Source organism: Halorientalis marina, assembly GCF_023028345.1.
Classification (GTDB): domain Archaea; phylum Halobacteriota; class Halobacteria; order Halobacteriales; family Haloarculaceae; genus Halorientalis; species Halorientalis marina.
Genome location: NZ_CP095487.1, coordinates 2,813,794 through 2,840,586, shown reverse-complemented (window position 1 = coordinate 2,840,586; position 26,793 = coordinate 2,813,794). Strand labels below are relative to the sequence as shown.

Sequence of the window (26,793 nt, the reverse complement as noted above, 5' to 3'; positions counted from 1 at the left end):
CCGGCGTCGGGGACGCTCGCGCCGGCGACCACTTCCGCTTCGGTGGGGAAACGGGTTTCAACCGCGCGCCCGATGAGGCGGGTATGTCAGACCTGGGCGATTTCACCGACTTCGACGGCGACGACGACGGGGGTGCGGACGATGCGGCGGGGGCCGGTTCCGAGGACGGGACCGACGAGGCGGCGACCGGCGCAGCAGCCGACGACCCCGCGGAGACGGGGGAGTCGGTGACGCCCGGCGACGCGGACGACGAGTTCGAGCCAGTCGAGGTGATGCCACCGGGCAGCGACGAGGGGATCGGCGTCCTCTCGGCCTCGGACGGGCTCACCATCAGCGAGGACCCGGACGACACGCGCCTGCGGGCGTACGTCACCGTCCAGAACCGCTCGCAGGTCCGCATCGGGAAGTACCTGCTCGTCCCCTACCCCGACGACGAGCGCCTGTTCTGCCGGATCACGGCACTGGAGTACGCCCAGGAGTTCCGCACCGACGACGCGACCGAGATTCACGCTCGACGCGCGATGCGCTCACGGGGCATCGACGAGCAGGACTTCAAGTTCATGGCGACGCTGGAGCCCGTGGCGGTCCTCTACACGGAAGACGGCGACCTCAAGCGCCGGATGACCGACCGGGTGCCCAAGCCGGAGACCATCGTGCGGGCGGCCACGGACACGACGGAGATCAAGACCGGGCTGAAGATTCCCGAAGACGGTGTCTTCCTCGGCCACCTCGCGGTCGGCGGCGAGCGGGTCAAAACGGCCGCGGAGCCGCCGACCATCGACTACCGGCTCAAGGACGACTACGACGCGGGCGACCCGCTCGTCTTCCGGCACACGCTAGTCGCCGGCGGGACGGGGTCGGGGAAGACTCACGGCTCGAAGAACGTCCTCCGACAGTACCTCAGCGAGGAGCGGACCTACCCGGTCGAGTCCGGCAGCGACCGGGAGATTCAGGCCGCGGTCGTCCAGTTCGACCCCCAGGACGAGTACGCCCAGATGCACGACGACAACCCGGCGATGGACGAACGCGACGAGCGCCGCTGTGAGCGGGAGGGCATCGCCTACGGCGGCCACGACGACACGAAGGCGTTCGTCCCGAGAGTCGCCGGCTCGACCTACGCCGCCGACCACCACCGCGCCGAGCAGGTCCCATTCACGATTCCGTTTTCGATGGTTCGGGGCAACCCCTGGTTGGTCTCGGGAAGCGGCCTCAACGACAACCAGTACGCTGCGCTCAGGTACCTGCTGAACCGCTTTTTCGACAACTATGGCAACGAGGGGACGTACGACCAGTTCCAGTCGTTCCTGGACGACCCGGCGCTGAAGGAGGAACTCGACGAGAGCGGGCGGGTCCACGAGGCCACCTTCGACGCGGTGCGCCGGCGCGTACGCGGCTTCGGGAACGTCTTCGACCAGGACGCCCGCCCCATCACGGAGATGGTCCAGGAGTTCGTCCGTCCCGGTGGGCTGACGGTGGTCCCGACCTACCACATCAACGAGACGCGCACGGCGGAGACGGTCGTGCTGGCGCTTTCCAGCCTGCTCGTCGACGAGAAACTGTCGAACGACCCGCGCTACGACCGGATCAAGGAGACGCCGCTCGTGGTGGGCATGGACGAGGCCCACAACTTCCTGACCGACGCCGACAGCGTCCAGGCCCGGAAGGTCATCGGGAAGTTCACCGAGGCCGCAAAGCAGGGCCGCAAGGAACGGCTCGGCCTCTTTCTCATCACGCAGGATCCGCAGGACATCGCCGAACCGGTCTTCAAACAGATCAACACCACCGTCGTCCTGAACCTCGGCGACGAGGACGCCATCTCCGCGGTGAACATCCCGTCGAACCTCGAACAGAAGGTCCCCTACATGGAGAAAGGGCAGATGGTCGTCTACTCCCCGGACAACTCCGAACCGGTCGAACTGGTCGGCCTGCCGGTCTGTGTCACGAAACACGGTCGAGACTGACCGCCCGCGTGTGGACCCGGCCCGTAACCGGGAACTATTTATCACTGTTGCGTGCTAACGTGCATCATGGAAAGACGAATACTGGTCCCCGTCGACGGTTCCGAGCAGGCGATGGACGCCGCCTCGTTCGCGATGGCGGAGTACCCGGACGCGGAGTTGGTTCTGTTGCACGTCATCAATCCGACCGAGGCGGGCTACAGCGCGCAGGCGTCGATCCCGAGCTTCTCCGAGGAGTGGTACGACCGGGCGAAAGAACAGGCGGAGGAGCTGTTCGAGGAGATACGGGCCGAGGCGAACGAGTCCGCGGTGACCGTCTCCTCCGACATCGTGGTCGGCAAGCCCGCCCGGGCCATCGTCGAGTACGCCGACGACCACGACATCGACCAGATCGTGATGGGCAGTCACGGCCGCTCCGGCGTCACCCGAATCCTCCTCGGGTCGGTCGCCGAGTCGGTCGTCCGCGACTCGACGGTGCCCGTCACTGTCGCGCGCTGACGGCCCACCTCCGACGCGTCATGGTGCACCAAGGAGTACTGATTTTTTCACCCGAGCATATTGTTCCCGTATGACAAGTGAGCGCTGGAACGACCTGCTCGCTGCGCTCAGCGACCCGTACCGGCGGGAGTTGCTGGTGGCGTTACTGCAACACAATCCGCAGGACGACGACGACGTCGATCCGCTCGACCTGCTCGGTGCCGAGGAGGACCCCGACGTGCTCGAAACCGCACTGGTACACAAACACCTGCCGAAACTCAGGGAGATGGACATCGTCGAGTGGGACAGGGAAAGCGGCGAGATCAGCACCGGTCCCAACTGGGACGAGATCGCGCCGCTGCTCGAACTGATCGAGTCCCACCGCGACGAACTCCCGGAAGGGTGGCTGTAGCGGCGCGGGACGGTACGGTCGTGGAGCGCGGGGGTGGCGGGGCGAAGTGGAATGGTGCGGGGCGGTGGGGAGCGGTGCGGGGTGGTGCGGGGTGGTGCGGTGTGGGATGGCAGGCTCGTTGTACGCGCAGCGCAGCTTCGCTGCGCGAGCGCACGCGACGAGTGACCGGCGGGAACGAGGAGCGATTTTTGTACTAAATTTTTGCCCGACCCTGTGAGCGGCCGGCGCAGTGCGCCGGCCGCGAACACGGGAGGTGTAAAAATTTAGAAGATGTTCGCCTGCTGGTAGACGCTGATGCCGTCGCCGGTGATCTCGTAGGGCTTGGTCTCCCGGGAGTGGTTGGCGTTCCGTATCTTCTGGATTTCGACGGCGGTACGGGTCTCACGGGTCTCCTGGCGGACGTACCGGAGGAAGATGACGGCGTCGGTGAGGTACTCGATGATGCCGTGGCGGGAGGCGTAGGCGTTGTCCTCGCTGGCCTCGGAGGTGAGGAAGGTGGTGACGCCGGCCCGTTTCAGCGAGCGGGTAAAATCGAACACCTCGGTCCGCCGTTTGGCCTGGTTGTCGTACATCATCTCCAAAAGCGAGACGGAGTCGAGCACGAGGCGGTCGGCGCCGAAGTCGGTGATGAGCTGTGGGAGTTCCGCGCGGATGTTCTGGAGGCTGTTCGCCATCTCGACGGGGTCCAGGTCGATGACGGCCAGCAGGTCGCGGTCCTCGTACTCCTTGAAGTTCCAGTCACGCTCGGCGGCGGTGCCCATGATGGCATCGTAACTCTGTTCGAGCGTGATGAACACGGCCTTCTCCGGCTCGTCGAGCTGGAGGCCGTGGTGGAGAAACTGGAGGCCGAACGTGGTTTTGCCGGTCCCGGCGGACCCGATACAGGTGAGGAGGTGACGCTCGGGGACCCCGCCCTGAATCATGTCGTCCAGCCCCTCGATGCCGAGGTCGATCCGCGGGATGTCCGACTCGAAGTCCTCGTCGTCGAACTCGGAGTCGCCGCCACCCCCGCCACCGCCGCCGCCGAACGCGGAGGCGAAGTCGTCGTCGAACAGTTCGTCGTCGTCGTCGCCCGCGAACGACGCGTCCGCACTGCCGCCGAACGGACTCTCACCGCCGGCGTCGGTCTCGCCGTCACCGAACGGACTCTCACCGCCGGCGTCGGTCTCGCCGTCACCGAACGGACTCTCACCGCCGGCGTCGGTCTCGCCGCCGCCGAACGGACTCTCACCGCCGGCGTCGGTCTCGCCGCCGCCGAAGGGATCGGTGTCGCCGTCGGTCTCGCCACCGCCGAATGGACTGTCGCCCTCGTCGGTTTCGCCGTCACCGAACGGGCTGTCGTCGCTGTCGGCGCTATCGAACGCCGCCGCGTCGCCGTCCCCGAAGGGACTGTCCTCGGCTTCGCCGTCATCGAACGGACTGTCGGCATCGCTGTCGGTGTCGTCGGCCGTGGGTCCCTCTTCGGGGGCTGTGTCCTCGTCGGCGGCCGTGTCGTCGTCCTCGAACGCGGAATCGAACCAGTCGTCGTCGGAGTCGTCCCCGCTCATGGCGCGACCCCCGCGGTCGGCCGAGTAGCCATGTTCGAGCCTGGCACTGCGGACGGATTAAGCTTGGCTGTTTTTCGAGTTCCCGTACCGTCTGCGGGCGTCGGCGCCGACCGCGCGGGGTTTATGACCGTGGGGACGGAACGCCGGCACGATGGAAGTCGGGATCGTTGCCCAGCGGTCGAACCCACAAGCGGCGTCGCTGGCCCGGGAGATCGTCGCGCGTCTGGCCGAGGACGATATCGCGGCCGTCGTCGACGAGGTGACGGCCGACCGACTCGACGACGCGACCGGCGTCCCAGTCGAGCGGATGGCCGAGTGCGATCTCGTCGTGAGCATCGGCGGGGACGGAACCTTTCTCTATGCCGCCCGCGGCGCGGGGACGACGCCGATCATGGGCGTCAACCTCGGCGAGGTGGGGTTCCTGAACGCCGTGTCCCCGGCAGACGCCGTCTCGACGGTCGCGGCGGAGGTCGAGCGGCTCCGGGCGGGGACGGCCATCGGCACGCGGACGATGGACCGCGTCCGCGCCGAGAGTGAGAGTTGGACGCTCCCGCCGGCGATCAACGAAATCGCAATCCTGGGGCCACAGCGAGGCCACGGCAACGGGATCGACGTGACGGTGACCGTCGACGGCGAGGACTACACCGGCGGACACGTCGACGGGGTACTGGTCGCGACGCCGACGGGGAGTACTGCCTACAATCTCAGCGAGGGCGGGCCGCTGGTCCACCCGGACGTGGGCGGACTCGTCGTGACGAAGATGGCCGGCGAGGACGGGATGCCGCCGCTGATCGTCGACAGGGACGCGACGGTGACGGTGCGAATCGCCGACGCCGAGCGTGCGCACGTGGTGAGCGACGGGCGGGTGGAGGAAGCTGTGACGCCGCCGGAGCGGGTCCGGGTGGCGCGAGCGGGCGAGCCTGTTACCGTGGCCGGCCCGGCCCTGGACTTCTACGGCGGGCTCGGAAAACTGGACTGATCACTTGCGGGCGGTCATGTAGACCATCGGGCCGAGCACGAGCAGCGCGACGCCGAGGAACTTCCAGTAGGGCGCCTCCAGCAGGCTCTGGGGCGTCAGCATGAATATCAGCCCGAAACTGATGAACTGGATGGACATGACTTTCCGCGATTTCAGGGGCAGGGCTGCCAACATCGAGAGGATGAAAATCAACAGCAGTGCCTGCCCGACGTTGTACTGGAGCAGGAAGTTGTCGATGACCTGGAGCGGTAACCCGAGCATTCCTATGCGAAACTCACCCAGAAGCAGCCTAAAAACTTCCGTTACGGATCAGGGCCGGTGAGATCGAGTGGCCGAACCCAGATGTACCAGATCAGTAGCATGGTCGTCAGGTAGCCAACGGCCCAGACGACCGCGCCGACGTCCGTGTAGCCGGCCCGGGCGAGCGCGAAGTCGGCGAGCCCGGAACAGACGACGCCGCCGCCGAGCAGTGCGGCGAACTGCAGTCGGTCGTCGCTCAGATCCATCCGCGGCCACCTCTCGGGTCCATACCATCAGTGAGGCGCGCCGAGCGGGAGAAAGACACGGTTTCGAAGCGGCTGGCGGGCAAACTATAACCGGGCGCTCACTCTATGGGGGAGCATGGGACGCGATTCGGAGTCGGAGCCGACCCTCCTCGTCGTCGACGACGAAACGGAGGTCGCCGACGTGTACGCGCTCAAACTGGAGCGTGAGTACACCGTCCGGACGGCCTACGGGGGCGAGGAGGCGCTCGAGGCAGTCGACGAGGACGTCGACGTCGTTCTGTTGGACCGACGGATGCCGGACCTGTCCGGCGACGAGGTGCTCGAAACCATCCGGGAACGGGGGCTCGACTGCCGGGTGATCATGATCACGGCCGTCGATCCGGACTTCGACATCATCGACATGGATTTCGACGACTACCTCTGTAAACCGGTCGAGAGCGACGACCTCCTGACGGCCGTCGAACAACAGCTCACGGCCAGGGACTACGACGAGCGCCTCACCGAGTACTTCGAGCTGACCTCGAAAATCGCCCTCCTGAAAGCCGAGAAGACTCCCCAGGAACTCGATGCAAACGAGGACGTGGCCGCACTCGAAGACCGGATCGACGCGCTCAGCGAGGAGATCGACGAGACCCTCACCGAGTTCGAGGACTTCGAGATGGCCTTCCGCGAGATCGGTCGCCATCCCGGTCGCTGACGGCGCGGACGGCCCCGCGACTCGTGGCCCCGAACCGCACGCAACTTATAAACATCCCGGTAACCGACTTCAACTCGACCCGTGGGTTCGAGTGTCGATACGCGTCCGCTGGTGTTGATCGTCGACGACGAGCAGGATATCGCGGACGTCTACGCGGTCCAGCTCGAGGGGGCCTTCGAGACCAGGGTCGCCTACGGGGGCGAGGAGGCATTGGAGAAGGTCGACGAGACGGTCGACGCGGTACTGCTCGACCGGCGGATGCCGGACCTCCACGGCGACGAGGTCCTGCGGACCATCCGGGACCACGGGCTCACCTGTTCGGTCATCATGGTGACGGCCGTCGATCCCGACCTGAACATCCTCGAGATGGACTTCGACGACTACCTCTGTAAGCCGGTCGACGAAGAGACGCTCCACACGACGCTCGAACAGCACATCGACACGCCGGTCGCCGACGGCAAGATAGACGAGTTCTTCAGCAGCCTCTCGAAGCTCGAAGTCCTCACCGAGGAAAAAACCGAGGCCGAACTCAAACAGAGCGAGGAGTTCAAGCGGCTGGCCCAGCGCTCGAAGGAACTCGCCGACGAACTCCGCTCGGAGGTCGACGACTTCGAACAGCTCGTCGAGACGTACCGGAACGTCAGCCGCGGCTCGAACGAAGGGGGCGCGGGCTGGCTCTGACCGCGGCGCGGCGGCTGTCCGAAGAGAGAGAACGGACGGCCGCGGAAAATCGGCGGCCGTCCGAGCTGGCACGTGGTGCTTGCGGGACGGCAGTAGGGGGACGTGGGCAGCGTCCCCTGCCGGTGAGAACCGAATCGATGAACCACCCACCCACCGGCGGATAATTCTTCCAGACCAGAACAAGTGAAATTTTTCCCGGCAATGTCGGGCCATTTAAGTCAGCGTCGGCGGCCGATACGTCAATCACTATCGGTAATCCGGTTGCATAACGTAACTATATGTGTTCGGCGCCCCTCGGGACCTGGTATGACGGACGACAGCCCGGTTGCGGTCTGGTGTGCAGGCGAGGACTGGTGTTCGGTGACGGCGACGGCCAGTCTGATCGGCAAGAAGTGGCACCCGGTCATCGTCGACCGACTGTTACAGGAGGGTCCGCTGGGGTTCAACGCGCTGAAGGAGGCCGTCGACGGGATTTCGAGCAAGGTCCTCTCCGATAGCCTCGACGACCTGGAGGAGGCGAGCATCGTGACGCGGTCGGTCGTGAGCGAGAAACCGTTCCGGGTCGAGTACGCGCTGACCGAGCGCGGCGAGGAACTCGGGCCCGTCATCGAAGCGATGCGGGACTGGGGGGAGGACCACCTGCTCCCGACCGACGATAAAGAACGGTCGCTGGTGTAATTACTCCTCCTCGATCTCGGCCGGAACCCGGGTGCGCTCGTCGGCGGGGTCTGAGATCGTCCCGCCGTTCGCCGCGAGCGCCTCGACGCGGTCGGCGACGGTCGTGACCTCGTCGCCGTCGCTACAGGGGGCCACGTGGGCCAGTTCGCCGTCGCGGAACTCCGCGAGCGTCAGCGACGGCAACACGAGTGCCGTGTACTTGTCGCCGGTGACCCGCGAGTCGACGCGGCGCGTCTCGAAGAACGACGCCACCGAGCGACCCGTCTCGTCGGCCCACTCCCGGAACGACGCCACGCGGTCGAGGACGAACTGTCCGGCGCCGGTCCGCGCTGACACGGAGGAGAGCCCGACCTGCCGGCCCCACACGTCGACGGTGAACTCGTCGATACGGCCCGCGGATTCGAGGTCTTCGAGTCGGTCGATGACCGAGTTCTGCTGACGCCTGCCGGCTCGGGGGGCCAGCGAGCGCACGTATAGTTCCACTCGGATACCGCCCTGATCCCTGTCAGTGGTCATCGGTATCGTGTCCCTACGAATATGTTGTCGGGGCTTAAAGATTTCGTGCGCTCGTAGGAACCGACCGAAGGCGGTTAGATTACTTTTCGTAAGTACGGATAAATATACTGCAGTCGGTCGGTCAGAATAGACTCGGCTTCGGGCAATCGAGCGGCTCCGAGGACGGCGGTCCCGTTCGGGAGCGGTCGTGTCGATGCGACACACGACCGGGTCGCGGACCACGAACACTCATGCGACAGGCCGTGGTAGCTGGTACCGATGGGGAATCCGCTGTACGTTTCCGAGGGAGAACTGAGCGCCGACGAGGTCCTCGCCGTCCTCAACGAGGGCCGCCACGTGATCGTGGAAACGGAGTTTCTCGGATCCGAACACGAGGTGACGCTCCGCTGGGACGGCGAGACGTACTACTGCGATACGCCGACCCAGCTCCACAGACACGAGGCCGAAGCGGAGATGCGACGCTGCCTCGAACAGCAGGGCTACAGCGAGGAGGGCGCGACCGAGTGAGTCGGCCGAGCCGACCGTACCATGTGGCATGGTAACTATTATCAACAACGGGGTCGAAGCGCTGCGCGTAGGGTACTCACCCGACGGTCCGCCAATGTCAGGGAACATCCGCGACGAGGCGAGTGTACGGGACGACGAACGGTCGCGACAGGAAACCCGGTACGCGGCGCTCTCGACGCCGGAGGCCCACATCGTCTACGACCGCGAGAACCACCGCGCCTGGCTCGAATCCGACCTGTCCCTCGCCGTCGACACGATGCGATAGGTCGCGGTACCGGACCCCACCCCCGTCACTGACGCGGTGGCGCCTCCGCGAACCGGCCGTTTTCCGCACGACTGCTACTACGAGTGACGACCGAACCCATCGCCCTCCGTGCCTTTTCGGTGACGATAAAGAACTTATTCAGAATCGAGTAAACCCTTTATGCAATGCGCGCGTACGGTCCGGTATGGCAACGTCACGAGACTACCCGGACGACCTCCTTACGGACGGTGAGGTCGACGCGGGCGAGAACGTCATCGAGGTGACCGACCTCGCCGAGGGTGGGACCTTCGCGACGGTCGAGGCGACCAGCCCGACCGACGCGGAAGCGGCAGTCGGGGACGCCCATCGAGCACGGGAAGCGATGCGGGAGACGACGCTGGTCGAACGCGCCGAGTGGCTCGAAACCATCGCCGACGCTATCGAGGCACGCAAGGAACGGCTCGCGGACGTCATCGTGCGCGAGGCGGGCAAACCGATATCGAGCGCGCGCGGCGAAGTCGCCGCCGCCGCCGAGCGGTTCCGTCGCGCCGTCGAGGAGGTCCACGACCTTCAGGGCGAGTACGTCGAGGGCACGACCGCCGGCCACGAGGGCTGGAAAGCCATCGTCACGCCCGAACCCATCGGGACCGTCCTCTGTATCACTCCCTACAACTACCCCCTCTCGACGACCGCCCTCCAGGTCGCACCGGCGCTCGCCGCGGGCAACTGCGTCGTCCTCAAGCCCGCCTCGAAGACGCCGATCAGCGCCGCTATCCTCGCCAACTGCATCGACGAGGCCGACCTCCCCGAGGACGCCTTCCACTACGTCCCCGGCGAGGCCAGCGACATCGGCGACGTGCTGGCCGGCGACGACCGCATCGACGCCATCGCCATGACCGGGTCCTCCGGCGCCGGCAAGCACGTCGCCAAGGAGAGCGGCATGGTGAACCTCCACATGGAACTGGGCGGGAACGCCCCCGCCATCGTCTTTCCCGACGCCGATCTCACCGACGCCGTCGGCGCCTGTGCGAATGGCTCGTTCAAGTACGCCGGCCAGCGCTGTTCGGCCGTCTCGCGCGTGCTCGCACACGAGGACGTCCACGACGAGCTGGTCGAGAAGCTGGAAGCGGAGACGGACCAGTGGGTCGCCGGCGATCTCTTCGACGAGGAGACCACGCTCGGTCCGCTCATCTCCGAGGACCAGGCCGACTGGGTGCAGGAACTGGTCGACGACGCCGTCGAGACGGGCGCAGACCTGGTGCGGGGCGGTGACCGTGAGGGACGCTTCTTCGAGCCGACCCTGCTCGCGAACGTCCCGCACGACGCCCGTATCGTCCACGAGGAGCAGTTCGGCCCCGTCGCCGCCGTGACGACCTTCAGCGACGAGACGGAGGCGCTGGACATCGCCAACGGCGGCGACCTCGGGCTGGACGCGTCGGTGTTCACGAGCGACCACGACCGCGCGATGGGGCTGGCCGAGAAGATCCACGCCGGCGCGGTCCGCATCAACGGCGCGCCCTCCCACGGCCTCGGCGACATCCCCTTCGGCGGCGTGAAGGACTCCGGCATCGGTCGCGAGGGCATCGGCTACAGCATCGAGGCGTTCACCACGACCAAGAGCATCGTCCTGTAACGGAACAAACGTCTTCTATCCCGACTGCGAAGGGCCGGCAATCGTCGCGCGCCGGTCCCCCGGCGGGCAGGTATCCACCATGCGAAACGCCAAAATCGTCTGTACGATCGGCCCAGCGTCCGATTCGAGCGCACAGCTCCGCGCCCTCGCCGCGGCCGGCATGAACGTCGCGCGCATGAACGCCAGCCACGGCACCCCCGAGGGCCGCCGCGAGCTCGTCGACAGGATTCGCACCGTCGACAGCGAGACGGAGCATCCGCTCGCCATCATGCACGACATCCCCGGGCCGGAGGTCCGGACCGCCGACGTCGACCAACCGGTCCACGTCGCCGACGGCTCGACCGTGACCTTCGCCACCGGGAGCGAGGTGTCCCCCGAGCATATCGGCCTCTCGCTGTCCATCACCGCCGTCTCGCCCGGCGACCGCGTCCTCCTCGACGACGGCCGCATCGAGACCGTCGTCGAGGAAGTCGACGGGGAACTCGTCCACGCGCGCGTCGAGAGCGGGGGCGAACTCGGCAGCCGAAAGGGCGTCAACGTCCCCGGCGTCGACCTGGATCTCCCGGTCATCACCACCCAGGACCGCCGGGAACTCGAAGTCGCAGTCGAGAAGGAAGTCGACTTCGTGGCCGCGAGTTTCGTCCGGTCGGGCGAGGACGTCTACGAGATCGGCAGACACATCGACGAACTCGGCGGTGACATCCCGGTGGTCGCCAAGATCGAGCGCGCCGGCGCCGTCGAGAATCTCGACTCCATCATCGACGAGGCCTACGGCGTGATGGTCGCCCGCGGGGACCTCGGCGTCGAGTGCCCGATGGAGGAGGTCCCGCTCATCCAGAAGCGGATTATTCGCCGGTGTCACAAGGCCGGCGTGCCGGTCATCACCGCCACGGAGATGCTGGACTCGATGATACACGAGGCCCGGCCAACCCGTGCGGAGGCCTCGGACGTGGCGAACGCCGTCCTCGACGGAACCGATGCCGTGATGCTCTCCGGGGAGACCGCCATCGGCGACCATCCCGTCGCGGTCGTGGAGACGATGCATCGCATCGTCGAGGACGTGGAGGCCTCCGGCGAGTACGACGAACTCTCCGAACAGCGCGTGCCCGCCGCGGGCGACACGCGCACGGACGCGCTGGCTCGCTCGGCGCGCTTCCTCGCCCGTGACGTCGACGCCTCGGCGATCGTCGCCGCCTCCGAGTCCGGGTACACCGCGCTCAAGGCCGCGAAGTACCGCCCGGACGTGCCGGTCGTCGCCGCCACGCCCAGCGAGGAGACGCGCCGCCAGCTCGGCCTCTCCTGGGGGATCGAACCCCGCTACGTCCCCTACGACGACGACGGGGCCGACGCCGTCATCCAGACGGCCGTCCAGTCCGCGCTCGACGCCGGCGTCGCCGAGGCCGGCGAGACCGTCGTCGTCCTCGCCGGGATGATGACCGAACTCGACGGGTTCGACACCGCGAACACCCTGAAGGTCCACGTCGCCGCCGAGACGCTCGCTTCCGGACGCTCGGTCGTCAGCGGCTTCGTCTCCGGCCCCGTCGTCCGCGTCACCGACGGCGACCTCTCGACGGTGCCCAGCGGCGCCATTCTCGCCGTCCCCGAGGGCTTCGACGCGGAGTTCGAGGGCGACCTCTCGCGGATCGCCGGTATCGTCGACGCCCACCAGGGCGTCACCGGCTACGCCGCCATCGTCGCCCGCGAAATCGGGGTGCCGATGATCTCGGACGCCGTCCTCCCGCCGGACCTGGCCGAGGGCGCCGTCGTCACCCTCGACGCCGAGCGAGCGGTGGTCTACGAGGGCAGCGTCGGTGACCGCGGGACGCGCGTCGACTGACGCGGTCCCGGGGTGGACCCCGCGGTCGGTGTGCGAGGGTTCAAGAGGCGGAGGGTCCACGGACCGGGTATGTACGCTGGCGTGGACCTGGGTGCGACGAACACCCGGGCCGTCGTGGCGGACGTCGACGGGCGGATCCTGGGCCGGGACCGCCGGTCGACACCCCACGGCGAGGGCGGAATCGCGGTCACGGAGGCCGTTCTGGACGCCATCCGGACGGCCTGCGGGGCGGCCGACACGAACGCGAACCGGCTCCAGGCGGTCGGCATCGGGTCGATGGGGCCGCTCGACGCCGCCGCCGGCGTCGTCGACGACCCGCCGAACGTCCCCGGCGCGGACCGGGTGCCGCTCGTCGGCCCCGTCCGGAACCTCGCCGACACCGACCGTGTCTACCTCCACAACGACGCGAACGCGGCCGTCATCGCCGAGCGATTCTACGCCGACGCCGCCCCCGACGACATGGTGTACCTGACCATCTCCTCGGGGGTCGGCGCCGGCGTCTGCGTCGACGGCCGCGTCCTCTCGGGATGGGACGGCAACGCCGGCGAGATCGGCCACGTCACGCTCGATCCCCGTGGCGAGCTGACCTGTGGCTGTGGCATCCCCGGCCACTGGGAGGCCTACTGTGCGGGGAGCAACATCCCGGACTACGCGCGCCTGCTCCACGACCGCGAGGACCTGCCGACCGACCTCCCGCTCGACGAGACGGGCTTCGACGCGGCGGCCGTGTTCGCGGCCGCCGGGGACGACCCCCTCGCGGATCGCGTCATCGACCGCCTCGCGGACTGGAACAGCCAGGGCTTCGCGACTATCGTCCACGCCTACGCGCCGCTCGTGATCCGCGTCGGCGGCGGCGTGGCGCTCAACAATCCCGACCTCGTTCTCGACCCCGTTCGCGAGCGCCTGCCCGACCTGGTGATGACGAACGTCCCCGAGATCGAACTGACGGGGCTCGGCGAGGACGTGGTGGCGCGGGGAGCTGTGGCGAGTGCGATGACCGCTGGGACTGGGGACCGGGCGCGAATCGAACGATGAGCGCTCCTCGACAGTCCCAGCGAAGACGGCACCCGGCCCGAATCGACAGGTGAGCCCTAGTCCTCGTCTTCGAGGAAGCCGTGGTACGGACAGACGTACTCGTCGCGGATGATCTGCTCGTCGACGATGTCGAGGCCGAGGCCGTCGAGTTCCTCCGCGATCCGGTTGAGGTCGTCGTGGGTCCGCCCGATCGCGTTCACGTACACGTTCCGCTTGCCGGTCATGATCTCGCGGACGGCCGTGACGCCGTGGACCTCGCGGGCCTCGTTCGCGAGCCGGTCCCGTTCGGTGACCGGCGCCGTACAGATGATCTTGGTGTACAGCGGGTAGCCGGCCAGGTCGTAGTCGATGTCGATGTGGTACCCCCTGATGATTCCCTCGTCTTCGAGTTTGTTGATCCGCGTCCGGACCGTACTCGACGACAGCCCGAGCTTCTCCGCGATGTCGTTCGACGACGTCCGACGCGCGTCCTGCTGGAGGTAGTAGAGGATCGATCTGTCGGTCGCGTCCAGCTCCCCGTCTCTCATAGTAAGACGAGGTTGGTTACCGCAACTGTATTAATTCTCTCCCTCGACCAGTCTCCGGTCGAACTCGATATTTGCAGACGGATTCGCAAAATAACCCTACCAGTTTCGACGATTCGATGATCGAAGCGGCTAGTTTATAGTGTTCCGTCATCTATAGTCGATACGCACACGAACTCGGAGCGTCGGGGTCACCCCGGCCTCCACGGAAAGTCATGAAACTGGGACTGACTGGAATCGAAACGAGCGGACCGTCGGACGAACAGGCGGTACTGGTACTGGGCGGCAAACACGTCGGGGAATTGATAGCTCAGCGACTCCAGGCGGACGGCTACTCGGTCGGCCTGGTCGACGAGACACACGACTCGGAGGCGGTCCCGACGAACGCGGGGGACCCGAGTGACGTCCGGATCCTGGCGGAGGCCGGTGCCGCCGACGCGTCGGTCGTCGTCGTCGCGACGCCACGTGACAGCCGGAACCTCCTCATCGCCCAGCTCGTCCGTGCACACTTCGACGTCACGGACGTGTTCGTCCTGGTGAACAGCCCCGACCGCTCCGACCTCGTCGCCGACGTGGGCCACGAGCCGGTCTGTGCGACGACGGCCCTCTCCGAAGCGGTCGTGGCGGACCTCGAACCGACGGTTTCGGAGCTCGATACGGCATGAAGGAACTCGAACGCGACCTCGGCCTGCCGACGGTGTTCGCCATCAGTATCGGCGCGATGATCGGGAGCGGGATCTTCATCCTGCCGGCTCTCGCCCTCAAGATCGCCGGCCCCGCGGTCATCCTGGCGTACCTGCTCGCCGGGCTGCTCGTCGTCCCGGCGGCGCTCTCGAAGTCCGAGATGGCGACCGCGATGCCCGAGGCCGGGGGCACCTACATCTACATCGAGCGCGGGATGGGGCCGCTGCTCGGGACCATCGCCGGCGTCGGCACGTGGTTCTCGCTGTCGTTCAAGGGCGCGCTCGCGCTCGTCGGCGGCGTTCCCTACCTCCTTTTGCTGTTCGACCTCCCGCTGAAACCGGTCGCACTCGGGCTGGCCGCGGTTCTCATCCTGGTGAACGTCGTCGGGGCGAAACAGACCGGGCGGCTCCAGGTCGCTATCGTCGTCGTCATGCTCGCGGCGCTGGGCTGGTTCGCCGCCGGGAGCGCCCCGAGCGTCCAGTCGGCGAACTACGTCGACTTCTTCGGGGACGGGCTGGGCGGCCTCCTGGCGGCGACCGGCCTCGTGTTCGTCTCCTACGCGGGCGTGACGAAGATCGCGAGCGTCGCCGAGGAGATCGAGGACCCGGGGCGGAACATCCCGCTGGGCATCCTCGGCTCGCTCGCGTTCACGACGGCCCTGTACGTGGCAGTCGTCGCGGTGCTGGTCGGAGTCACTGACCCGGGGAGCGTCGCCGGCTCCCTGACCCCGGTCGCGGTCGCGGCCGAGCAGACGCTCGGCCAGGCCGGCGTCGTCATCGTCATCCTCGCGGCTATCCTCGCGCTCGTCTCGACGGCCAACGCCGGCATCCTCTCCTCGTCGCGGTACCCCTTCGCGATGAGCCGGGACCAGCTCGCGCCGCCGTCGTTCTCGTCCGTCAGCGAGCGGTTCGGGACGCCCGTGACCTCGATCACGCTCACCGGCGCCGTGCTGCTCGCGCTCATCGCGTTCGTGCCGATTCTGGAGATCGCGAAACTCGCCAGCGCGTTCCAGATTCTCGTGTTCGCACTCATCAACGTCGCCGTGATCGCGTTCCGCGAGGGCTCGACGGCGTACGAACCCGAGTTCACCTCCCCGCTGTATCCCTGGGTGCAGATTTTCGGCGTCGTCACGAGCGCCCTCCTCCTGACGCAGATGGGGACGGTCGCGCTCGTGGGCGCCGCGGTCATCGTGGTCGGAAGCGCCCTCTGGTACCTCGTCTACGTCCGGTCGCGCGTCGACCGGGAGGGCGCCGCGAAAGACGCCATCCGGCGGCAGGTCGGCCGGGACGCGCTCACCGACGTCGAGTCCTCGTCCGGCGACGACATGGACGAGGTGCTCGTCGCGCTGCCCAAGGACATCGGGGTGGACCGCGAGCGCTCGCTCGTCGCACTCGCCGCCGATCTCGTCCGCCCGCAGGACGGCCGGGTAGTCGTCGTGCGGTTCGAGGAAATTCCCGACCAGGCACCGCTGACCGAGAACGCAACCGTCCAGTCGCCCGCGGACGTCTCGTTCGAGAACCGCGTCGAAGGCCTCGCGGAGGAGTTCGCGGTCGCGGTCGAGGCCGACGAGATCGTCAGCCACGACACGAAACACGCCATCGTCAACTTCGCCGACGACCGCGGCGTCGACGCGATCCTCGCCGAACACGAACCGCTCCGGCTCCGCTCGCGGCTGCTCGGCGACCCCGTCGACTGGGTCGTCCGACACGCCCCGTGTGACGTGTTCCTCGTCGACAACGTCGGCTACGGCGCCCCGGACCGGATCGTCATCTCGGGCGAGAGCGGGCCGTTCTCGCCGCTCGGGGTGAGGGTCGCCGAGGCGGTCGCGACCGCGAACGACGGCCACGTCCTGCTCTGGTCGCCGACCGAGCACGCCGGCACCGAGAAACAGCGGGACACGATAGAGGCCTACCGCAGCGAGCTGTCCGGGATGCTCTCGGTCCCGGTGCGAACCGAGCCGGCTCGGACCGACGGCGGGTACCCGTCACGTGCCGACCTGTTCGTCCGCGTGGGGACCGACGACCGGCTCCGCGGCGCGCTGTTCGACGACCGACCGGCCCTCCCGAACCCGGGCTGTACCACCGTCACCGTCTATCCCCGGGCGACCCGACGCCCGTCGTTCACGCGCCGACTGCTCGAACGCGTCGTGTTCTGACGGAGGGCTCCCTTCGCTGCTCCGTCGCGACCAGGTGACACCGATGTCAGCGCCTATTCAAGACCCTCCGGCGCGTAGCAGTGGGTATGACAGCGCCGACGCCCACGCCGGGCATCCACCACGTCACCTGCATCGCGGGCGACCCCCAGCGGAACATGGACTTCTGGGTCGAGACGCTCGGACTCAGGCTGGTCAAGCGATCGATCAACCAGGACGACCCCAGCACGTACCACTTCTTCTTCGCCGACGCCGAGGGCACGCCCGGGACGAGCATGACCTTCTTCCCGTGGGAGGGACAGTCCCGCGGGAAGGTCGGGACCGGACAGGTCGCCCGGACCGCGTTCCGCGTCCCCGAGGGGAGCCTCGACTTCTGGGAGGACCGCTTCGACGACCACGGCGTCGAGTACGAGGACCGAATCGAACGGTTCGGGGAGACGGTGCTTCCTTTCCGCGACCCGGACGGCCTGCCCGTCGAACTCGTCGCGGTCGAGATTCCCGACGACGACCCCACCGTCCCGTGGACGGAGTGGGTCCCGGAATCGGCCGCGATCCGGGGCTTTCACTCGGTGACGCTCTGGCTGGCCGACCCCGAACCCAGCGAGGACCTGCTCCGGACGATGGGTATGGAGGAGGTCGGGACCGAGGCGGCACAGGGCGACACGCCGGGCGACGAGCGGACGCGCTTCGCCGCCGAGGGGCCCGTGGGGAAGTACGTCGACGTGCTGCCGACCGTCGAGGGCGGCCGGCAGGGCCACGGGACGGTCCACCACGTCGCCTTCCAGACGCCGACCGACGAGGTGCAAGAGGAGATGCGGGAGGCCGTCCGGTCTGCGGGGCTGCGCCCGACGAACCAGATCGACCGCCACTGGTTCCGGTCGGTCTACTTCCGGGAGTTCGGCGGCGTCCTCTTCGAACTCGCGACGAACGGGCCGGGCTACGACAGCGACGAACCACAGGCGGAACTCGGCGAGCGGCTGGTGCTCCCCGGGGAGTTCGAGGGACGACGCGAGGAAATCGAGGCCGGGCTGACGAACGTGACGGTGCCGCGCCCGGACGCGGCCGAAGCGGACGACTGAGCGAGGGGGCGCCGCTGTCGTGGGGGACCGTCAGCGCTCGCCCTGCTGGAGGTCGTGAAGGCGACGGAACACGCGGGTCGCGAAGCGGGGCTCGACGCGGCTCGGCGGGCGGCCGTGACCGTTCGTCGAGTCCTCGCGCACGCGCTCGACGATGTCCGCTTCGGCGAGTTCGTACACGAACCGCTTGACGGTTCCGGCCGACAGGTCGATGCGCGGCGATTCGACGATGGCGTCGGTGGTGCTGTCGACGGTCTCGCGGTCGGTCTCCGGGAGTTCGACGAGCGCCCGGAGGACCTGCTGGCGGTTCGGCGGGAGCGCGAGGACGCGCCCGAGCGAGGCACACGGGCGGGGGACGTCCACGATTCCGGTCGTGAGGTCCTCGTCGTGGATTCGCTGTCGCCCCGCTTCGCTCGCACAGTCGGCGGCCCCGAAGAGGGCTGCGAGGCCGTCGTGGGCGTTCCCCTCCGCCCAGTTCGCGATTTCGCGGCTCTGTTCGTGGCTGAGCGCGCGCTGGGCGAGGCCGTCCGAGGCCCGAGCGGTGAGGATGTCCACGAGCGCGTGGTCGCGGTAGGCCGGGACCTCGATGCGCTCGGGCGGCAGCTGGACCGACAGTTCGTCCGGCGGCGTGCGCCCGACTGCGATCCAGGCGACCGAGTCGGTGACGTGGTCGACCAGCTCCCTGACGTCGTCGAGGCCGGGGGCGTCGGGTTCGCCGACGTGGTCGACGACGACCACGAGCCGTTCCGCCAGCGGTCGTAACGCCGTCCGGAGCTTCGACCGGAGCGTGTCCGTGCTGACCCCCTTCTCCGGGACGCGCTCGTCGAGCAGGGCGTCGAGGACGGCGTGATAGAGCGCGAAGTCGCTCCGGGCCGCGCGGCTGTCGACGTAGACGAACGCGGGGACCTCGGTGGTGGCCGTCGCCGCCCGCGTCGAGGTGTGGATGACCGATCCCGAGCGCGAGAGCTGTGACTGGAGCCCGTCGAACAGGGCCGTGACGACCGCGGACTTGCCCGCACCCGCGGGGCCCCAGACGTAGGCGTTCGGCGGCAAATCACCGGTGAACACGGGGTCGAGGTAGTCGAGCAGTAGTTCGAGGACCGGCCCGCGGCCGATCGGTTCCTCGACGTGTGCGACCGGGCTGATCGCGTCGTAGTCGAGGAGCAGTCGGGCCTCCCCACCGCCCCGCTGTCGCCGTCTGATGCGTGCTTTCAGGTCCATCGTGGCGTGCGTACTGGTGTCGTGGGTGTGTTTGCAACACTGAGATAAAAACGACCCGAGATAGCGGCGGGCGCGTGGCCGGTCCGGGGCCGAGGGACGCCGCGTTGGGGCTGGAACCGGCCAGGCAGGGGACGGTCCTGCTGCCGGACCGTCCGTACTGGTGGGGGAGTCACGGCTCTGCCGCCAGCCGTCCCTCGTGGTCCTCGGTCACGGTTCCGTCGTCGGCTCGCGCGGCAGGGTGGGACTCTCTCCCGATGACTGGGACGGGGAGGACGACATCGGCCATCGGTCAGTCACCCCCCTCGTCGGCCCAGTCCAGCGAGCGCTCGACGGCGTCGTGCCAGCGTTCGTAGCGGCCATCGGCCTCCTCGCTGTCAATTTCGGGCGAGAACTCGCGGTCGACCTGCCAGTTCTCGCGGAGTTCGTCGAGGTTTCGCCAGTAGCCCGTCGCGAGGCCGGCCGCGTAGGCCGCCCCGAGTGCGGTGGTCTCGTCGACTTCGGGCCGGTGGATCTCCGTGCCGATGATGTCGCTCTGGAGCTGACAGAGGAAGTTGTTCTTGACCGCGCCGCCGTCGACCCGCATGCTCTCCATGTCGATGCCGGCGTCGGCCTCCATCGCTTCGGCCACGTCGCGGGTCTGGTAGGCGATGGACTCCAGAGTGGCACGCACGATGTGTGCCTTCCGGGTGCCACGCGTCATCCCCACGATGGTCCCGCGTGCACGGCCGTCCCAGTGGGGCGCGCCGAGGCCGGTGAAGGCCGGCACCATGTACACCCCCTCGGTGGAGTCGACCGAGCGGGCCAGTTCGGCGGTCTGTGCGGCGTTGTTGATGAGGTCGACGTCCTCTAGCCACTCGATCGCGGCGCCGGTGATGAAGATCGCCCCTTCCAGCGCGTACTGGACGGGTTCGCCCGTGCGCTGGAAGCCGATGGTCGTCAGGAGGCCGTGGTCGCTCGTGACGGCCTCGTTGCCGGTGTTCATCAGGAAAAAGGAGCCGGTGCCGTAGGTGTTCTTTGCCTGCCCCTGGTCGAAGCAGGTCTGGCCGAACAGCGCGGCCTGCTGGTCGCCGAGTGCGCCGGCGACCGGCACTTCGGCCCCGAGGAAGCCGTCGGAATCGGTATGCCCGTAGTAGTTCTCGTCGCTGGAGGGGCGGACTTCCGGGAGCATCTCCCGGGGGACACCGAACTCCGCTATGAGTTCGTCGTCCCACTGCAGGTCCCGGATGTTGTACAGCATCGTCCGGGAGGCGTTGGTCACGTCGGTGATGTGGTTGCCGGTGAGGTTGTAAATGAGCCACGTGTCGATGGTGCCCAGCAGCAACTCGCCGTCGCGGGCGCGGTCACGCAGGTCGTCCGGCCGTGATCTCTGGAGTTTCAGCGGTTCGGCGTTGTCGAGAATCCACTCGGCCTTCGTCGCCGAGAAGTAGGCGTCACACTCCAGGCCCGTCTTCTCGCGAATCCACTCGACCTTGTTTTCCTCCTGAATCCCTTCGACGCGGTCTGTCGTGCGCCGGTCCTGCCAGACGAGGGCGTTGTGGATCGGCTTGCCGGTTTCGGCCTCCCAGACGATGGTCGTCTCGCGCTGGTTGGTGATCCCGAGCGAGTCCAACTGCTTCGCGTCCAGGTTCGCCCCGTCGAGCGCCCTGGTGACGACCGCCTGGGTGTTCTCCCAGATCTCGACCGGGTCGTGCTCGACCCACCCCGGCTCGGGATAGATCTGTTCGTGTTTCTCGTATGCGTTCGCTACCACCTGGCCGCTGTGGTCGAAGACCATGAAGCGCGTGCCAGTCGTCCCCTGGTCGATCGCGCCTACGTACGTGTCTGTCATGCTGGGTTGACTACTCCGGCTCCGGAGACGGCGCCCCTAGCCAACGGGCCCGCGTTCCGTTCCCGCCCAATTCTTTATTGCCAATACCACTCTGATAGTAAAGATATCTGCCATGGGGCTTAAAAGTTGTGTCGTGTGTCGCCGGCACCGACGACAACCCGGCGTGTACACCCGGATCGTGTCCGGAGTTCGTCCGGGGAGCGCCGCGACAGTTGCCACTGCGCCCGGGAGTCCGGTCGGGTCTGCCCGAGCACGGGGTCCACCCACTGCACTCCCCGTGTCGCCCAGTGTCCTGGTATCGTGTCCACGCGCGAGGGACGGCGACACGCGACTGCGCGGCCGCTTGCCGCCCCTGCCGATGCGGCCCTCGGCGGCGTCGGGTCTCGGTGACGAACTCGGAACGGCTCGTCTCTCCGTCGGCGGTCATCCACGACCGTCCGAAACTTCACGGTTCGACCCAGTAAAGCCCACTGGCGTGTGGGCACACGGCACGCCCCGTGCTTTATCGGCGGAGCGGAGTGCTGCGGTAAAAATATGTGTTAGCAGCCCAATGTGGCGACAGTGAGATGGCTGCAACACCGAGCGTTCTCGTGATCGGCGGCGGGTCCACAGGGACCGGCATCGCCCGCGATTTGGCGATGCGCGGCCTGGACGTGACCCTCGTCGAGCAGGGGAACCTGACACACGGGACGACCGGTCGGATGCACGGGCTGCTCCACAGCGGGGGGCGCTACGCCGTCGCGGACCAGGCCAGCGCGACGGAGTGCATCGAGGAGAACCGGGTACTCCGTGATATCGCGAGCCATTGCGTCGAGATGACCGGCGGGCTGTTCGTCAAACGCCCCGAGGACACCGAGGAGTACTTCCAGAGGAAACTCGGGGGGTGTGCGGAGTGTGACATCCCGACCGAGGTGCTCTCCGCGGAAGAGGCCCGCGCCCAGGAGCCGTACCTCGCATCGGACATCGACAAGGCGATTTCGGTGCCCGACGGCGCCATCGACCCCTTCCGGCTCTGCGTGGCGAACGCCGTCAGCGCCGAGAACCACGGCGCCCGCATCGAGACCCACGCCGAAGTGACCGACCTCCTCGTCGAGGCCGGCGAGGTCGTCGGCGCCGAGGTGAAACACAGCGACGGCCCGGGCAAGCGCTCCCATCACTCCCCGGGCACCGTCGAGGAGATCGGGGCCGACTACGTCGTCAACGCCACCGGCGCGTGGGCCGGTCGCATCGGCGAGATGGCCGGTCTCGACATCGAGGTCCGCCCCTCGAAGGGCGTCATGACCATCATGAACGTCCGCCAGGTCGACACGGTCATCAACCGCTGCAAGCCGAAGGGCAACGCCGACATCGTCGTCCCCCACGAGACGACCTGCATCCTCGGGACCACCGACGAGGAGGTCGAGGACCCGGAGGACTACCCCGAGGAGCAGTGGGAGGTCGACCTCATGATCGACGAACTGTCGAAGCTCGTCCCCGCCCTCCAGGAGGCCCGGACCATCCGCTCGTTCTGGGGCGTGCGCCCGCTGTACGAGCCGCCGGGGTCGGGCACCACGGACTCCGAGGACATCACTCGCGACTTCTTCCTCCTGGACCACGAGGAACGCGACGGACTGCCGGGGATGTCCTCCATCGTCGGCGGGAAGTTCACGACCTACCGGATGATGGCCGAGGACATCAGCGACCACGTCTGTGCCGAACTCGGCGTCTCCGCGACCTGTCGCACCGCCGACGTGCCCCTCCCCGGCTCGAAGAACTACCGCGTGCTGGAGGACGCCATGGACGACTACGGCCTCACGTCGCCCGTCGCCAAGCGCAGCGTCCAGCGCCTCGGCAGCCGCGCGCCGGACGTGCTCGACACCGACGGGCCGAACCCGGTCGTCTGTGGCTGTGAGGGCGTCACCCGCGCCGAAATCCAGGACGCCATCGAGGGGGCGGGGTCGGACCTCAACGCCGTCCGCATCCGCACCCGCGCGTCGATGGGGAACTGTCAGGGCGGCTTCTGCTGTCACACGGTGGCGAACGAACTCCACCCCGAGTACGAGGAGGGGCAGGTCCGCGCGGCGCTCGACGAACTCTACCAGGAACGCTGGAAGGGACAGGTCCACGCGCTGTGGGGCGAACAGCTCTCGCAGGCCATGCTCTCCTACGCCCTCCACGCGACGACGATGAACCGCGACGGCGATCCCGCAAAACGGGAGGAGCCCCTCGACTTCGCCGCGTTCGACGACGGCCGAGCCGACGCGACTGCCGGGGCCGACGCCCGGGCGGCCACGGATGGTGGGAACCGTCCGAAAGATGGGGGTGGCCCGGGTGGCGATTGAACAGGACGTGCTCGTCGTCGGCGGCGGCCTCGCGGGGATCACCGCCGCCATCGCGGCCGCCGAGACCGGTGCCGACGTGCGTCTCGCCTCCTACAAACAGCCCACGCTCCGACACGCCAGCGGCCTCGTCGACGTGCTCGGGTACACGCCCGACGGCGAGGGGCCGCTGGTCGATCCCTTCGAGGCCATCGACGACCTGCCCGAGGGACACCCCTACGAGCGCGCCGGCGCGGACGCCGTCCACGCCGGCCTCGACCTGTTCGACGACATCGCCGATACCTACGAAGGCAGCCACACGCCGAAGAACGCCCTCCTCCCGACCCACGGCGGGACGGTCAAACCGACCGCTCGTTACCCCGCCGGTGCCGCGGCGGGCGTCGCCAGCGACACGCGGGACACGCTGCTGGTCGGCTTCGAGCGACTCGTGGACTTCGACGCGCCGCTGGCGGCCGCCCACCTCGGCGCCGCCGGCGCTCCCTTCCGGGCGCGCGGCGTCACCGTCGAGTTCCCCATCGAACTCAGCGCGGACCCGAAGGTGACGCGGTTCGCACACCTGCTCGACCGCGACGAGGCCGTCGGCGGCCGGGGCCGGGGCGTCCGCCGGGCGCTCGCCGAACGCGTGAAGGGGCACCTCGACGGCGAGGATCGGGTCGGCTTCCCGGCGGTGCTGGGCGACGACCACCCCGCCGAGATACGGTCGGAACTCGAAGCCGAACTCGGCGCGGCGGTCTTCGAGGTGCCGATGGGGCCGCCGAGCCTCCCCGGGATTCGGCTCGAAGACCGGCTCTACGAGGCGCTGGACGACGCCGGCGTCTCCATCACGACCGGCAACCCCATCGTGGACTACGACGGGGACGGCACGGTCGAGACGGTGTACATGGACCGCAACGGCTCGCGGGTCCCCTACGTCGCCGGGGAGTTCGTCCTCGCGACCGGCGGGCTCGTCGGGAAAGGCATCGACTCTGACCGCGAGGGCGTCGAGGAACCGATCTTCGACTGTCACGTCCCGCACCCGAGCGACCGCTACGAGTGGTTCGAGGACGGCGCGTTCGACGACCACGCCTTCGCCCGCTTCGGCGTCGACCCCGACACCGAGATGCGGCCACGTGACGCCGACGGCGACGTACAGTTCGACAACCTCCGGGCCGCCGGGAGCGTGCTGGGCGGCTCCGACTTCGCCGCCGAGAAGTCGGGCAGCGGCGTCTCGCTGGCGACCGGCTACCGCGCCGGCCACCTCGCAGGACAACGAGCATGAGTGACGCAGAACCCCCACCAGACGACGCACCGTCCGCCCCCGAGGACGAGATACCCGACGACGAGTTCGAACCGGTCCAGGTCTTCCCCGACGACGACATGGACCTCCGTGCCGGCTCCGACTCCTGTTACAAGTGTTCGACCTGCGACACCAACTGCCCCGTCGCCGAGGTCGACGACGACTTCCCCGGGCCGAAGTTCCAGGGCCCCGAGCAGTGGCGCCTCAAGCAGAAGGAGGACCACGACATCGACGAGTCCATCATGGACTGCTCGAACTGCATGCGCTGTGACAACGCCTGTCCCGCGGACGTGCCCCTCAGCCAGATGCACAACGAGGCCCGCGCCCAGTACGTCGACCGCCAGATGTCCAAGACGTCGGTGGAGTACTGGCGCAACCGCCTGCTGGCGAACTACCGGATCGTCGCCCGCTTCGCCAGCAAGGTCCCGCGGCTCTCGAACTTCGTCCTCGGGAACAGCGTCGTCCAGACGATCAACGAGAAAGCCCTCGGCATCACCAGCGAACGGGAGTTCCCCGAGTTCGCCCACCGGACCTTCCGGGAGTGGTGGAACGAGCGCGGCGGCGCCCAGATCGAGAACGAGGACAAGCGCGTCGCGTACTTCCACGGCTGTTACGCCAACTACAACACCCCCGAGGTCGCGAAGGCGATGGTCCGGGTCTACGAGCACTTCGGCTACGAGATCGCGGTCCCCGACCAGGGCTGTTCGGGCACGCCGATGTTCGCGAACGGGATGCTCGACGACGCACGGCGCGACGCGAAGACCAACATCATGAACCTCTCGGACCTGGTCGAGGCGGGCTACGACGTGATCGCCTCCTGTACCTCGTGTTCGCTGTCGCTCCGCCAGGAGTACCCCGAACTATTTTCCTTCGAGGGCACCGCGGCCGTCTCGGCCGCCACCTCGGAGGCCATCGAGTACCTCCGCATTCACGAGGACCTCCAGGGCGCCGTCGCGGACGCCGAGGTCGACGGCGACGACCTGGCCTACCACGCGCCGTGTCACGCCCGCAATCAGGGGCTGGACCGCCAGGCCGTCGAACTGTTCGCCGACCTCGACGGCGTCGACGTGGAGGACGTGGGGGAGTCCTGTTCGGGCATCTCCGGCACCTACGGCTGGAAGGAAGAGAAGTACGAGAAGTCGATGGCTATCGGCGAGGAGATGTTCGAGCACATGGAAGACGCGGGCGGCGAGACGGGGATGACGGAGTGTCCCACCTGCGCGATGCAGATGGAACACGGCACCGGCTACGAGGTTCGTCACCCGCTGGAAGTGCTCGAAGACGCGCTGGTGGCGTGAGCGGTCACCACTCGAAGGCCAGCACGTCCCCTTCTTCGACGCCGTGGCGGGTCGTCCACTCGTAGTTGACCTCCAGCACGTACTGGCCCTGGCCGGGATACTCCTGTTCGTTGCCGTCCTCGTCGGGGCCGGGTTCGGGTGCGTGGTGGATCGTCGTGACGACGCCGTCGGCGTCGGCGTAGACGATGTCGATGCCGAAGGACATCCGCCGCATGACGAAGGTGTGGTCTCCCACCTCGTCGTAGACGAACAACATTCCGCGGTCCTCGGGGAGCGAGTCGGTGTAGCTGAGGCCGTCGAATCGCTTTTCAGGGGTGTCCGCGACGGCGGCGGTTACCATACCCAGGTGCTCTCCGTCCGGCGTCTCCGCACGGACGTCAGTCGTCTCGTAGTCGTGGCGAGGGTGGTGGGGGGCAGTCGTCGTCCGCGTCGCCGTCGAGTCGGTTTCGGTCGTCGGCCCGGTGTCGGTCGCCGTCGGGTCGGGTTCGGCCGTTGGCGTGTCCGCGGCGGTGGTCGCGGTGTCCGTGCCGGCCGCTTCGGTGGTGGCGGCTTCCGTCGCGGCCGTGTCGCCGTCCGTCTCGTCGCCCGCCGAACAGCCGGCGACGCCGACGGCGGCCAGCGCCGCGCCGACGCGCCTGAGGTGGGCACGCCGGGTCGAGTCTCGCGAGGTCACTGGTCGGCGTGACGACGGCCGGAACAAAAAACCCCA

26 protein-coding genes are annotated in these 26,793 nt (G+C 67.9%); 18 read left to right on the top strand and 8 right to left on the bottom strand.

Annotated features, from left to right (window positions below; all coding sequences use genetic code 11):
• Positions 1-83 precede the first annotated feature (83 nt).
• The 3 genes from MUG96_RS14565 to MUG96_RS14555 all read left to right on the top strand — a co-directional run bounded on the left by MUG96_RS14565 (position 84) and on the right by MUG96_RS14555 (position 2,847).
• Positions 84-1,961, top strand: coding sequence for an ATP-binding protein (locus MUG96_RS14565; RefSeq protein ID WP_246983873.1), 1,878 nt, complete (start codon positions 84-86; stop codon positions 1,959-1,961).
• 66 nt (positions 1,962-2,027) lie between these two features.
• On the top strand, positions 2,028-2,456 hold the full coding sequence (locus MUG96_RS14560; RefSeq protein WP_246983871.1) for a universal stress protein: 429 nt from the start codon (positions 2,028-2,030) through the stop codon (positions 2,454-2,456).
• A 70-nt stretch (positions 2,457-2,526) separates the two neighbouring features.
• Positions 2,527-2,847, top strand: a complete 321-nt coding sequence (locus MUG96_RS14555; protein ID WP_246983869.1) for a DUF7344 domain-containing protein — start codon at positions 2,527-2,529, stop codon at positions 2,845-2,847.
• A 263-nt stretch (positions 2,848-3,110) separates the two neighbouring features.
• Here the strand turns inward: MUG96_RS14555 and MUG96_RS14550 are convergent, their stop codons facing one another.
• Positions 3,111-4,394, bottom strand: a complete 1,284-nt coding sequence (locus MUG96_RS14550; RefSeq protein WP_246983868.1) for a KaiC domain-containing protein — start codon at positions 4,392-4,394, stop codon at positions 3,111-3,113.
• Positions 4,395-4,545: 151 nt separating this feature from the next.
• On the opposite strand from MUG96_RS14550, the gene MUG96_RS14545 reads away from it, so the two are divergent.
• Complete coding sequence (locus MUG96_RS14545; protein WP_246983867.1) at positions 4,546-5,373, top strand: NAD(+)/NADH kinase; 828 nt, start codon at positions 4,546-4,548, stop codon at positions 5,371-5,373.
• On the opposite strand, the gene MUG96_RS14540 is transcribed toward MUG96_RS14545, so the two are convergent.
• Together MUG96_RS14540 and MUG96_RS14535 are read right to left on the bottom strand one after the other, a co-directional pair.
• Positions 5,374-5,634 (bottom strand): DUF8006 family protein, encoded by a 261-nt coding sequence (locus tag MUG96_RS14540; RefSeq protein ID WP_246983866.1) that lies wholly within the window; start codon positions 5,632-5,634, stop codon positions 5,374-5,376.
• Positions 5,635-5,675: 41 nt separating this feature from the next.
• On the bottom strand, positions 5,676-5,879 hold the full coding sequence (locus MUG96_RS14535; RefSeq protein WP_246983865.1) for a DUF7996 family protein: 204 nt from the start codon (positions 5,877-5,879) through the stop codon (positions 5,676-5,678).
• A gap of 115 nt (positions 5,880-5,994) precedes the next feature.
• Between MUG96_RS14535 and MUG96_RS14530 the strand changes: the two genes are divergently transcribed.
• The 3 genes from MUG96_RS14530 (at position 5,995) to MUG96_RS14520 (ending at position 7,935) form a co-directional block, all read left to right on the top strand.
• Entirely contained in the window at positions 5,995-6,576 is a 582-nt protein-coding gene (locus MUG96_RS14530) for a response regulator (protein ID WP_246983864.1), read from the top strand.
• 81 nt (positions 6,577-6,657) lie between these two features.
• Complete coding sequence (locus MUG96_RS14525; protein WP_246983863.1) at positions 6,658-7,257, top strand: response regulator; 600 nt, start codon at positions 6,658-6,660, stop codon at positions 7,255-7,257.
• Positions 7,258-7,563: 306 nt separating this feature from the next.
• The gene (locus MUG96_RS14520) at positions 7,564-7,935 is read left to right on the top strand and encodes a winged helix-turn-helix transcriptional regulator (protein WP_246983862.1); all 372 of its coding nucleotides are present in this window, start codon (positions 7,564-7,566) and stop codon (positions 7,933-7,935) included.
• Here the strand turns inward: MUG96_RS14520 and MUG96_RS14515 are convergent, their stop codons facing one another.
• Entirely contained in the window at positions 7,936-8,451 is a 516-nt protein-coding gene (locus MUG96_RS14515) for an HTH domain-containing protein (protein WP_246983860.1), read from the bottom strand.
• A 258-nt stretch (positions 8,452-8,709) separates the two neighbouring features.
• Between MUG96_RS14515 and MUG96_RS14510 the strand changes: the two genes are divergently transcribed.
• The 5 genes from MUG96_RS14510 (at position 8,710) to MUG96_RS14490 (ending at position 13,707) form a co-directional block, all read left to right on the top strand.
• The gene (locus tag MUG96_RS14510; protein ID WP_246983858.1) at positions 8,710-8,958 is read left to right on the top strand and encodes a DUF8001 family protein; all 249 of its coding nucleotides are present in this window, start codon (positions 8,710-8,712) and stop codon (positions 8,956-8,958) included.
• A 94-nt stretch (positions 8,959-9,052) separates the two neighbouring features.
• A complete protein-coding gene (locus tag MUG96_RS14505; protein ID WP_246983856.1) occupies positions 9,053-9,223 on the top strand; it encodes a DUF7331 family protein in 171 nt (56 codons plus the stop codon).
• A 184-nt stretch (positions 9,224-9,407) separates the two neighbouring features.
• Positions 9,408-10,835: an aldehyde dehydrogenase family protein gene (locus MUG96_RS14500; RefSeq protein WP_246983854.1), complete on the top strand. Its 1,428-nt coding sequence runs from the start codon at positions 9,408-9,410 to the stop codon at positions 10,833-10,835.
• A 79-nt stretch (positions 10,836-10,914) separates the two neighbouring features.
• A complete protein-coding gene (gene pyk, locus MUG96_RS14495) occupies positions 10,915-12,672 on the top strand; it encodes a pyruvate kinase (RefSeq protein ID WP_246983852.1) in 1,758 nt (585 codons plus the stop codon).
• Between the two features lie 69 nt (positions 12,673-12,741).
• Positions 12,742-13,707, top strand: a complete 966-nt coding sequence (locus MUG96_RS14490; protein WP_246983850.1) for an ROK family protein — start codon at positions 12,742-12,744, stop codon at positions 13,705-13,707.
• A gap of 56 nt (positions 13,708-13,763) precedes the next feature.
• Here MUG96_RS14490 and MUG96_RS14485 read toward each other — a convergent pair whose 3' ends face one another.
• Positions 13,764-14,234 carry an Lrp/AsnC family transcriptional regulator gene (locus MUG96_RS14485; RefSeq protein ID WP_246983848.1) on the bottom strand — a complete coding sequence of 157 codons (471 nt, stop codon included), beginning with the start codon at positions 14,232-14,234 and terminating at the stop codon, positions 13,764-13,766.
• Positions 14,235-14,446: 212 nt separating this feature from the next.
• On the opposite strand from MUG96_RS14485, the gene MUG96_RS14480 reads away from it, so the two are divergent.
• The 3 genes from MUG96_RS14480 (at position 14,447) to MUG96_RS14470 (ending at position 18,146) form a co-directional block, all read left to right on the top strand.
• Complete coding sequence (locus MUG96_RS14480) at positions 14,447-14,896, top strand: NAD-binding protein (protein ID WP_246983846.1); 450 nt, start codon at positions 14,447-14,449, stop codon at positions 14,894-14,896.
• Entirely contained in the window at positions 14,893-17,070 is a 2,178-nt protein-coding gene (locus MUG96_RS14475; RefSeq protein ID WP_246983844.1) for an amino acid permease, read from the top strand. Before MUG96_RS14480 ends, MUG96_RS14475 begins: the two co-directional genes overlap by 4 nt.
• Before the next feature lie 86 nt (positions 17,071-17,156).
• Positions 17,157-18,146 (top strand): ring-cleaving dioxygenase, encoded by a 990-nt coding sequence (locus MUG96_RS14470; protein WP_246983842.1) that lies wholly within the window; start codon positions 17,157-17,159, stop codon positions 18,144-18,146.
• Between the two features lie 30 nt (positions 18,147-18,176).
• Here the strand turns inward: MUG96_RS14470 and MUG96_RS14465 are convergent, their stop codons facing one another.
• Together MUG96_RS14465 and glpK are read right to left on the bottom strand one after the other, a co-directional pair.
• Positions 18,177-19,364 (bottom strand): Cdc6/Cdc18 family protein, encoded by a 1,188-nt coding sequence (locus MUG96_RS14465; protein WP_246983840.1) that lies wholly within the window; start codon positions 19,362-19,364, stop codon positions 18,177-18,179.
• A 289-nt stretch (positions 19,365-19,653) separates the two neighbouring features.
• The gene (glpK, locus tag MUG96_RS14460) at positions 19,654-21,192 is read right to left on the bottom strand and encodes a glycerol kinase GlpK (protein WP_246983838.1); all 1,539 of its coding nucleotides are present in this window, start codon (positions 21,190-21,192) and stop codon (positions 19,654-19,656) included.
• 566 nt (positions 21,193-21,758) lie between these two features.
• On the opposite strand from glpK, the gene glpA reads away from it, so the two are divergent.
• The 3 genes from glpA to MUG96_RS14445 are packed head-to-tail and all read left to right on the top strand — an operon-like array spanning position 21,759 to position 26,084.
• Positions 21,759-23,513 (top strand): anaerobic glycerol-3-phosphate dehydrogenase subunit GlpA, encoded by a 1,755-nt coding sequence (glpA, locus tag MUG96_RS14455; protein WP_246983836.1) that lies wholly within the window; start codon positions 21,759-21,761, stop codon positions 23,511-23,513.
• A complete protein-coding gene (gene glpB / locus MUG96_RS14450; RefSeq protein WP_246983834.1) occupies positions 23,503-24,768 on the top strand; it encodes a glycerol-3-phosphate dehydrogenase subunit GlpB in 1,266 nt (421 codons plus the stop codon). The genes glpA and glpB overlap by 11 nt, the downstream gene beginning before the upstream one ends.
• Complete coding sequence (locus tag MUG96_RS14445) at positions 24,765-26,084, top strand: anaerobic glycerol-3-phosphate dehydrogenase subunit C (protein WP_246983832.1); 1,320 nt, start codon at positions 24,765-24,767, stop codon at positions 26,082-26,084. The genes glpB and MUG96_RS14445 overlap by 4 nt, the downstream gene beginning before the upstream one ends.
• Positions 26,085-26,088: 4 nt before the next feature.
• Here MUG96_RS14445 and MUG96_RS14440 read toward each other — a convergent pair whose 3' ends face one another.
• Entirely contained in the window at positions 26,089-26,757 is a 669-nt protein-coding gene (locus tag MUG96_RS14440; RefSeq protein ID WP_246983831.1) for a DUF192 domain-containing protein, read from the bottom strand.
• Positions 26,758-26,793 lie beyond the last annotated feature (36 nt).

What these genes read in the sequence shown, in the direction of transcription:
- MUG96_RS14565 (WP_246983873.1), top strand. Translation starts at nt 84, where the DNA reads ATGTCAGACCTGGGCGATTTCACCGACTTCGACGGCGACGACGACGGG.
- MUG96_RS14560 (WP_246983871.1), top strand. Translation starts at nt 2,028, where the DNA reads ATGGAAAGACGAATACTGGTCCCCGTCGACGGTTCCGAGCAGGCGATG.
- MUG96_RS14555 (WP_246983869.1), top strand. Translation starts at nt 2,527, where the DNA reads ATGACAAGTGAGCGCTGGAACGACCTGCTCGCTGCGCTCAGCGACCCG.
- MUG96_RS14550 (WP_246983868.1), bottom strand. Translation starts at nt 4,394, where the DNA reads ATGAGCGGGGACGACTCCGACGACGACTGGTTCGATTCCGCGTTCGAG.
- MUG96_RS14545 (WP_246983867.1), top strand. Translation starts at nt 4,546, where the DNA reads ATGGAAGTCGGGATCGTTGCCCAGCGGTCGAACCCACAAGCGGCGTCG.
- MUG96_RS14540 (WP_246983866.1), bottom strand. Translation starts at nt 5,634, where the DNA reads ATGCTCGGGTTACCGCTCCAGGTCATCGACAACTTCCTGCTCCAGTAC.
- MUG96_RS14535 (WP_246983865.1), bottom strand. Translation starts at nt 5,879, where the DNA reads ATGGATCTGAGCGACGACCGACTGCAGTTCGCCGCACTGCTCGGCGGC.
- MUG96_RS14530 (WP_246983864.1), top strand. Translation starts at nt 5,995, where the DNA reads ATGGGACGCGATTCGGAGTCGGAGCCGACCCTCCTCGTCGTCGACGAC.
- MUG96_RS14520 (WP_246983862.1), top strand. Translation starts at nt 7,564, where the DNA reads ATGACGGACGACAGCCCGGTTGCGGTCTGGTGTGCAGGCGAGGACTGG.
- MUG96_RS14515 (WP_246983860.1), bottom strand. Translation starts at nt 8,451, where the DNA reads ATGACCACTGACAGGGATCAGGGCGGTATCCGAGTGGAACTATACGTG.
- MUG96_RS14510 (WP_246983858.1), top strand. Translation starts at nt 8,710, where the DNA reads ATGGGGAATCCGCTGTACGTTTCCGAGGGAGAACTGAGCGCCGACGAG.
- MUG96_RS14505 (WP_246983856.1), top strand. Translation starts at nt 9,053, where the DNA reads ATGTCAGGGAACATCCGCGACGAGGCGAGTGTACGGGACGACGAACGG.
- MUG96_RS14500 (WP_246983854.1), top strand. Translation starts at nt 9,408, where the DNA reads ATGGCAACGTCACGAGACTACCCGGACGACCTCCTTACGGACGGTGAG.
- pyk (WP_246983852.1), top strand. Translation starts at nt 10,915, where the DNA reads ATGCGAAACGCCAAAATCGTCTGTACGATCGGCCCAGCGTCCGATTCG.
- MUG96_RS14490 (WP_246983850.1), top strand. Translation starts at nt 12,742, where the DNA reads ATGTACGCTGGCGTGGACCTGGGTGCGACGAACACCCGGGCCGTCGTG.
- MUG96_RS14485 (WP_246983848.1), bottom strand. Translation starts at nt 14,234, where the DNA reads ATGAGAGACGGGGAGCTGGACGCGACCGACAGATCGATCCTCTACTAC.
- MUG96_RS14480 (WP_246983846.1), top strand. Translation starts at nt 14,447, where the DNA reads ATGAAACTGGGACTGACTGGAATCGAAACGAGCGGACCGTCGGACGAA.
- MUG96_RS14475 (WP_246983844.1), top strand. Translation starts at nt 14,893, where the DNA reads ATGAAGGAACTCGAACGCGACCTCGGCCTGCCGACGGTGTTCGCCATC.
- MUG96_RS14470 (WP_246983842.1), top strand. Translation starts at nt 17,157, where the DNA reads ATGACAGCGCCGACGCCCACGCCGGGCATCCACCACGTCACCTGCATC.
- MUG96_RS14465 (WP_246983840.1), bottom strand. Translation starts at nt 19,364, where the DNA reads ATGGACCTGAAAGCACGCATCAGACGGCGACAGCGGGGCGGTGGGGAG.
- glpK (WP_246983838.1), bottom strand. Translation starts at nt 21,192, where the DNA reads ATGACAGACACGTACGTAGGCGCGATCGACCAGGGGACGACTGGCACG.
- glpA (WP_246983836.1), top strand. Translation starts at nt 21,759, where the DNA reads ATGGCTGCAACACCGAGCGTTCTCGTGATCGGCGGCGGGTCCACAGGG.
- MUG96_RS14445 (WP_246983832.1), top strand. Translation starts at nt 24,765, where the DNA reads ATGAGTGACGCAGAACCCCCACCAGACGACGCACCGTCCGCCCCCGAG.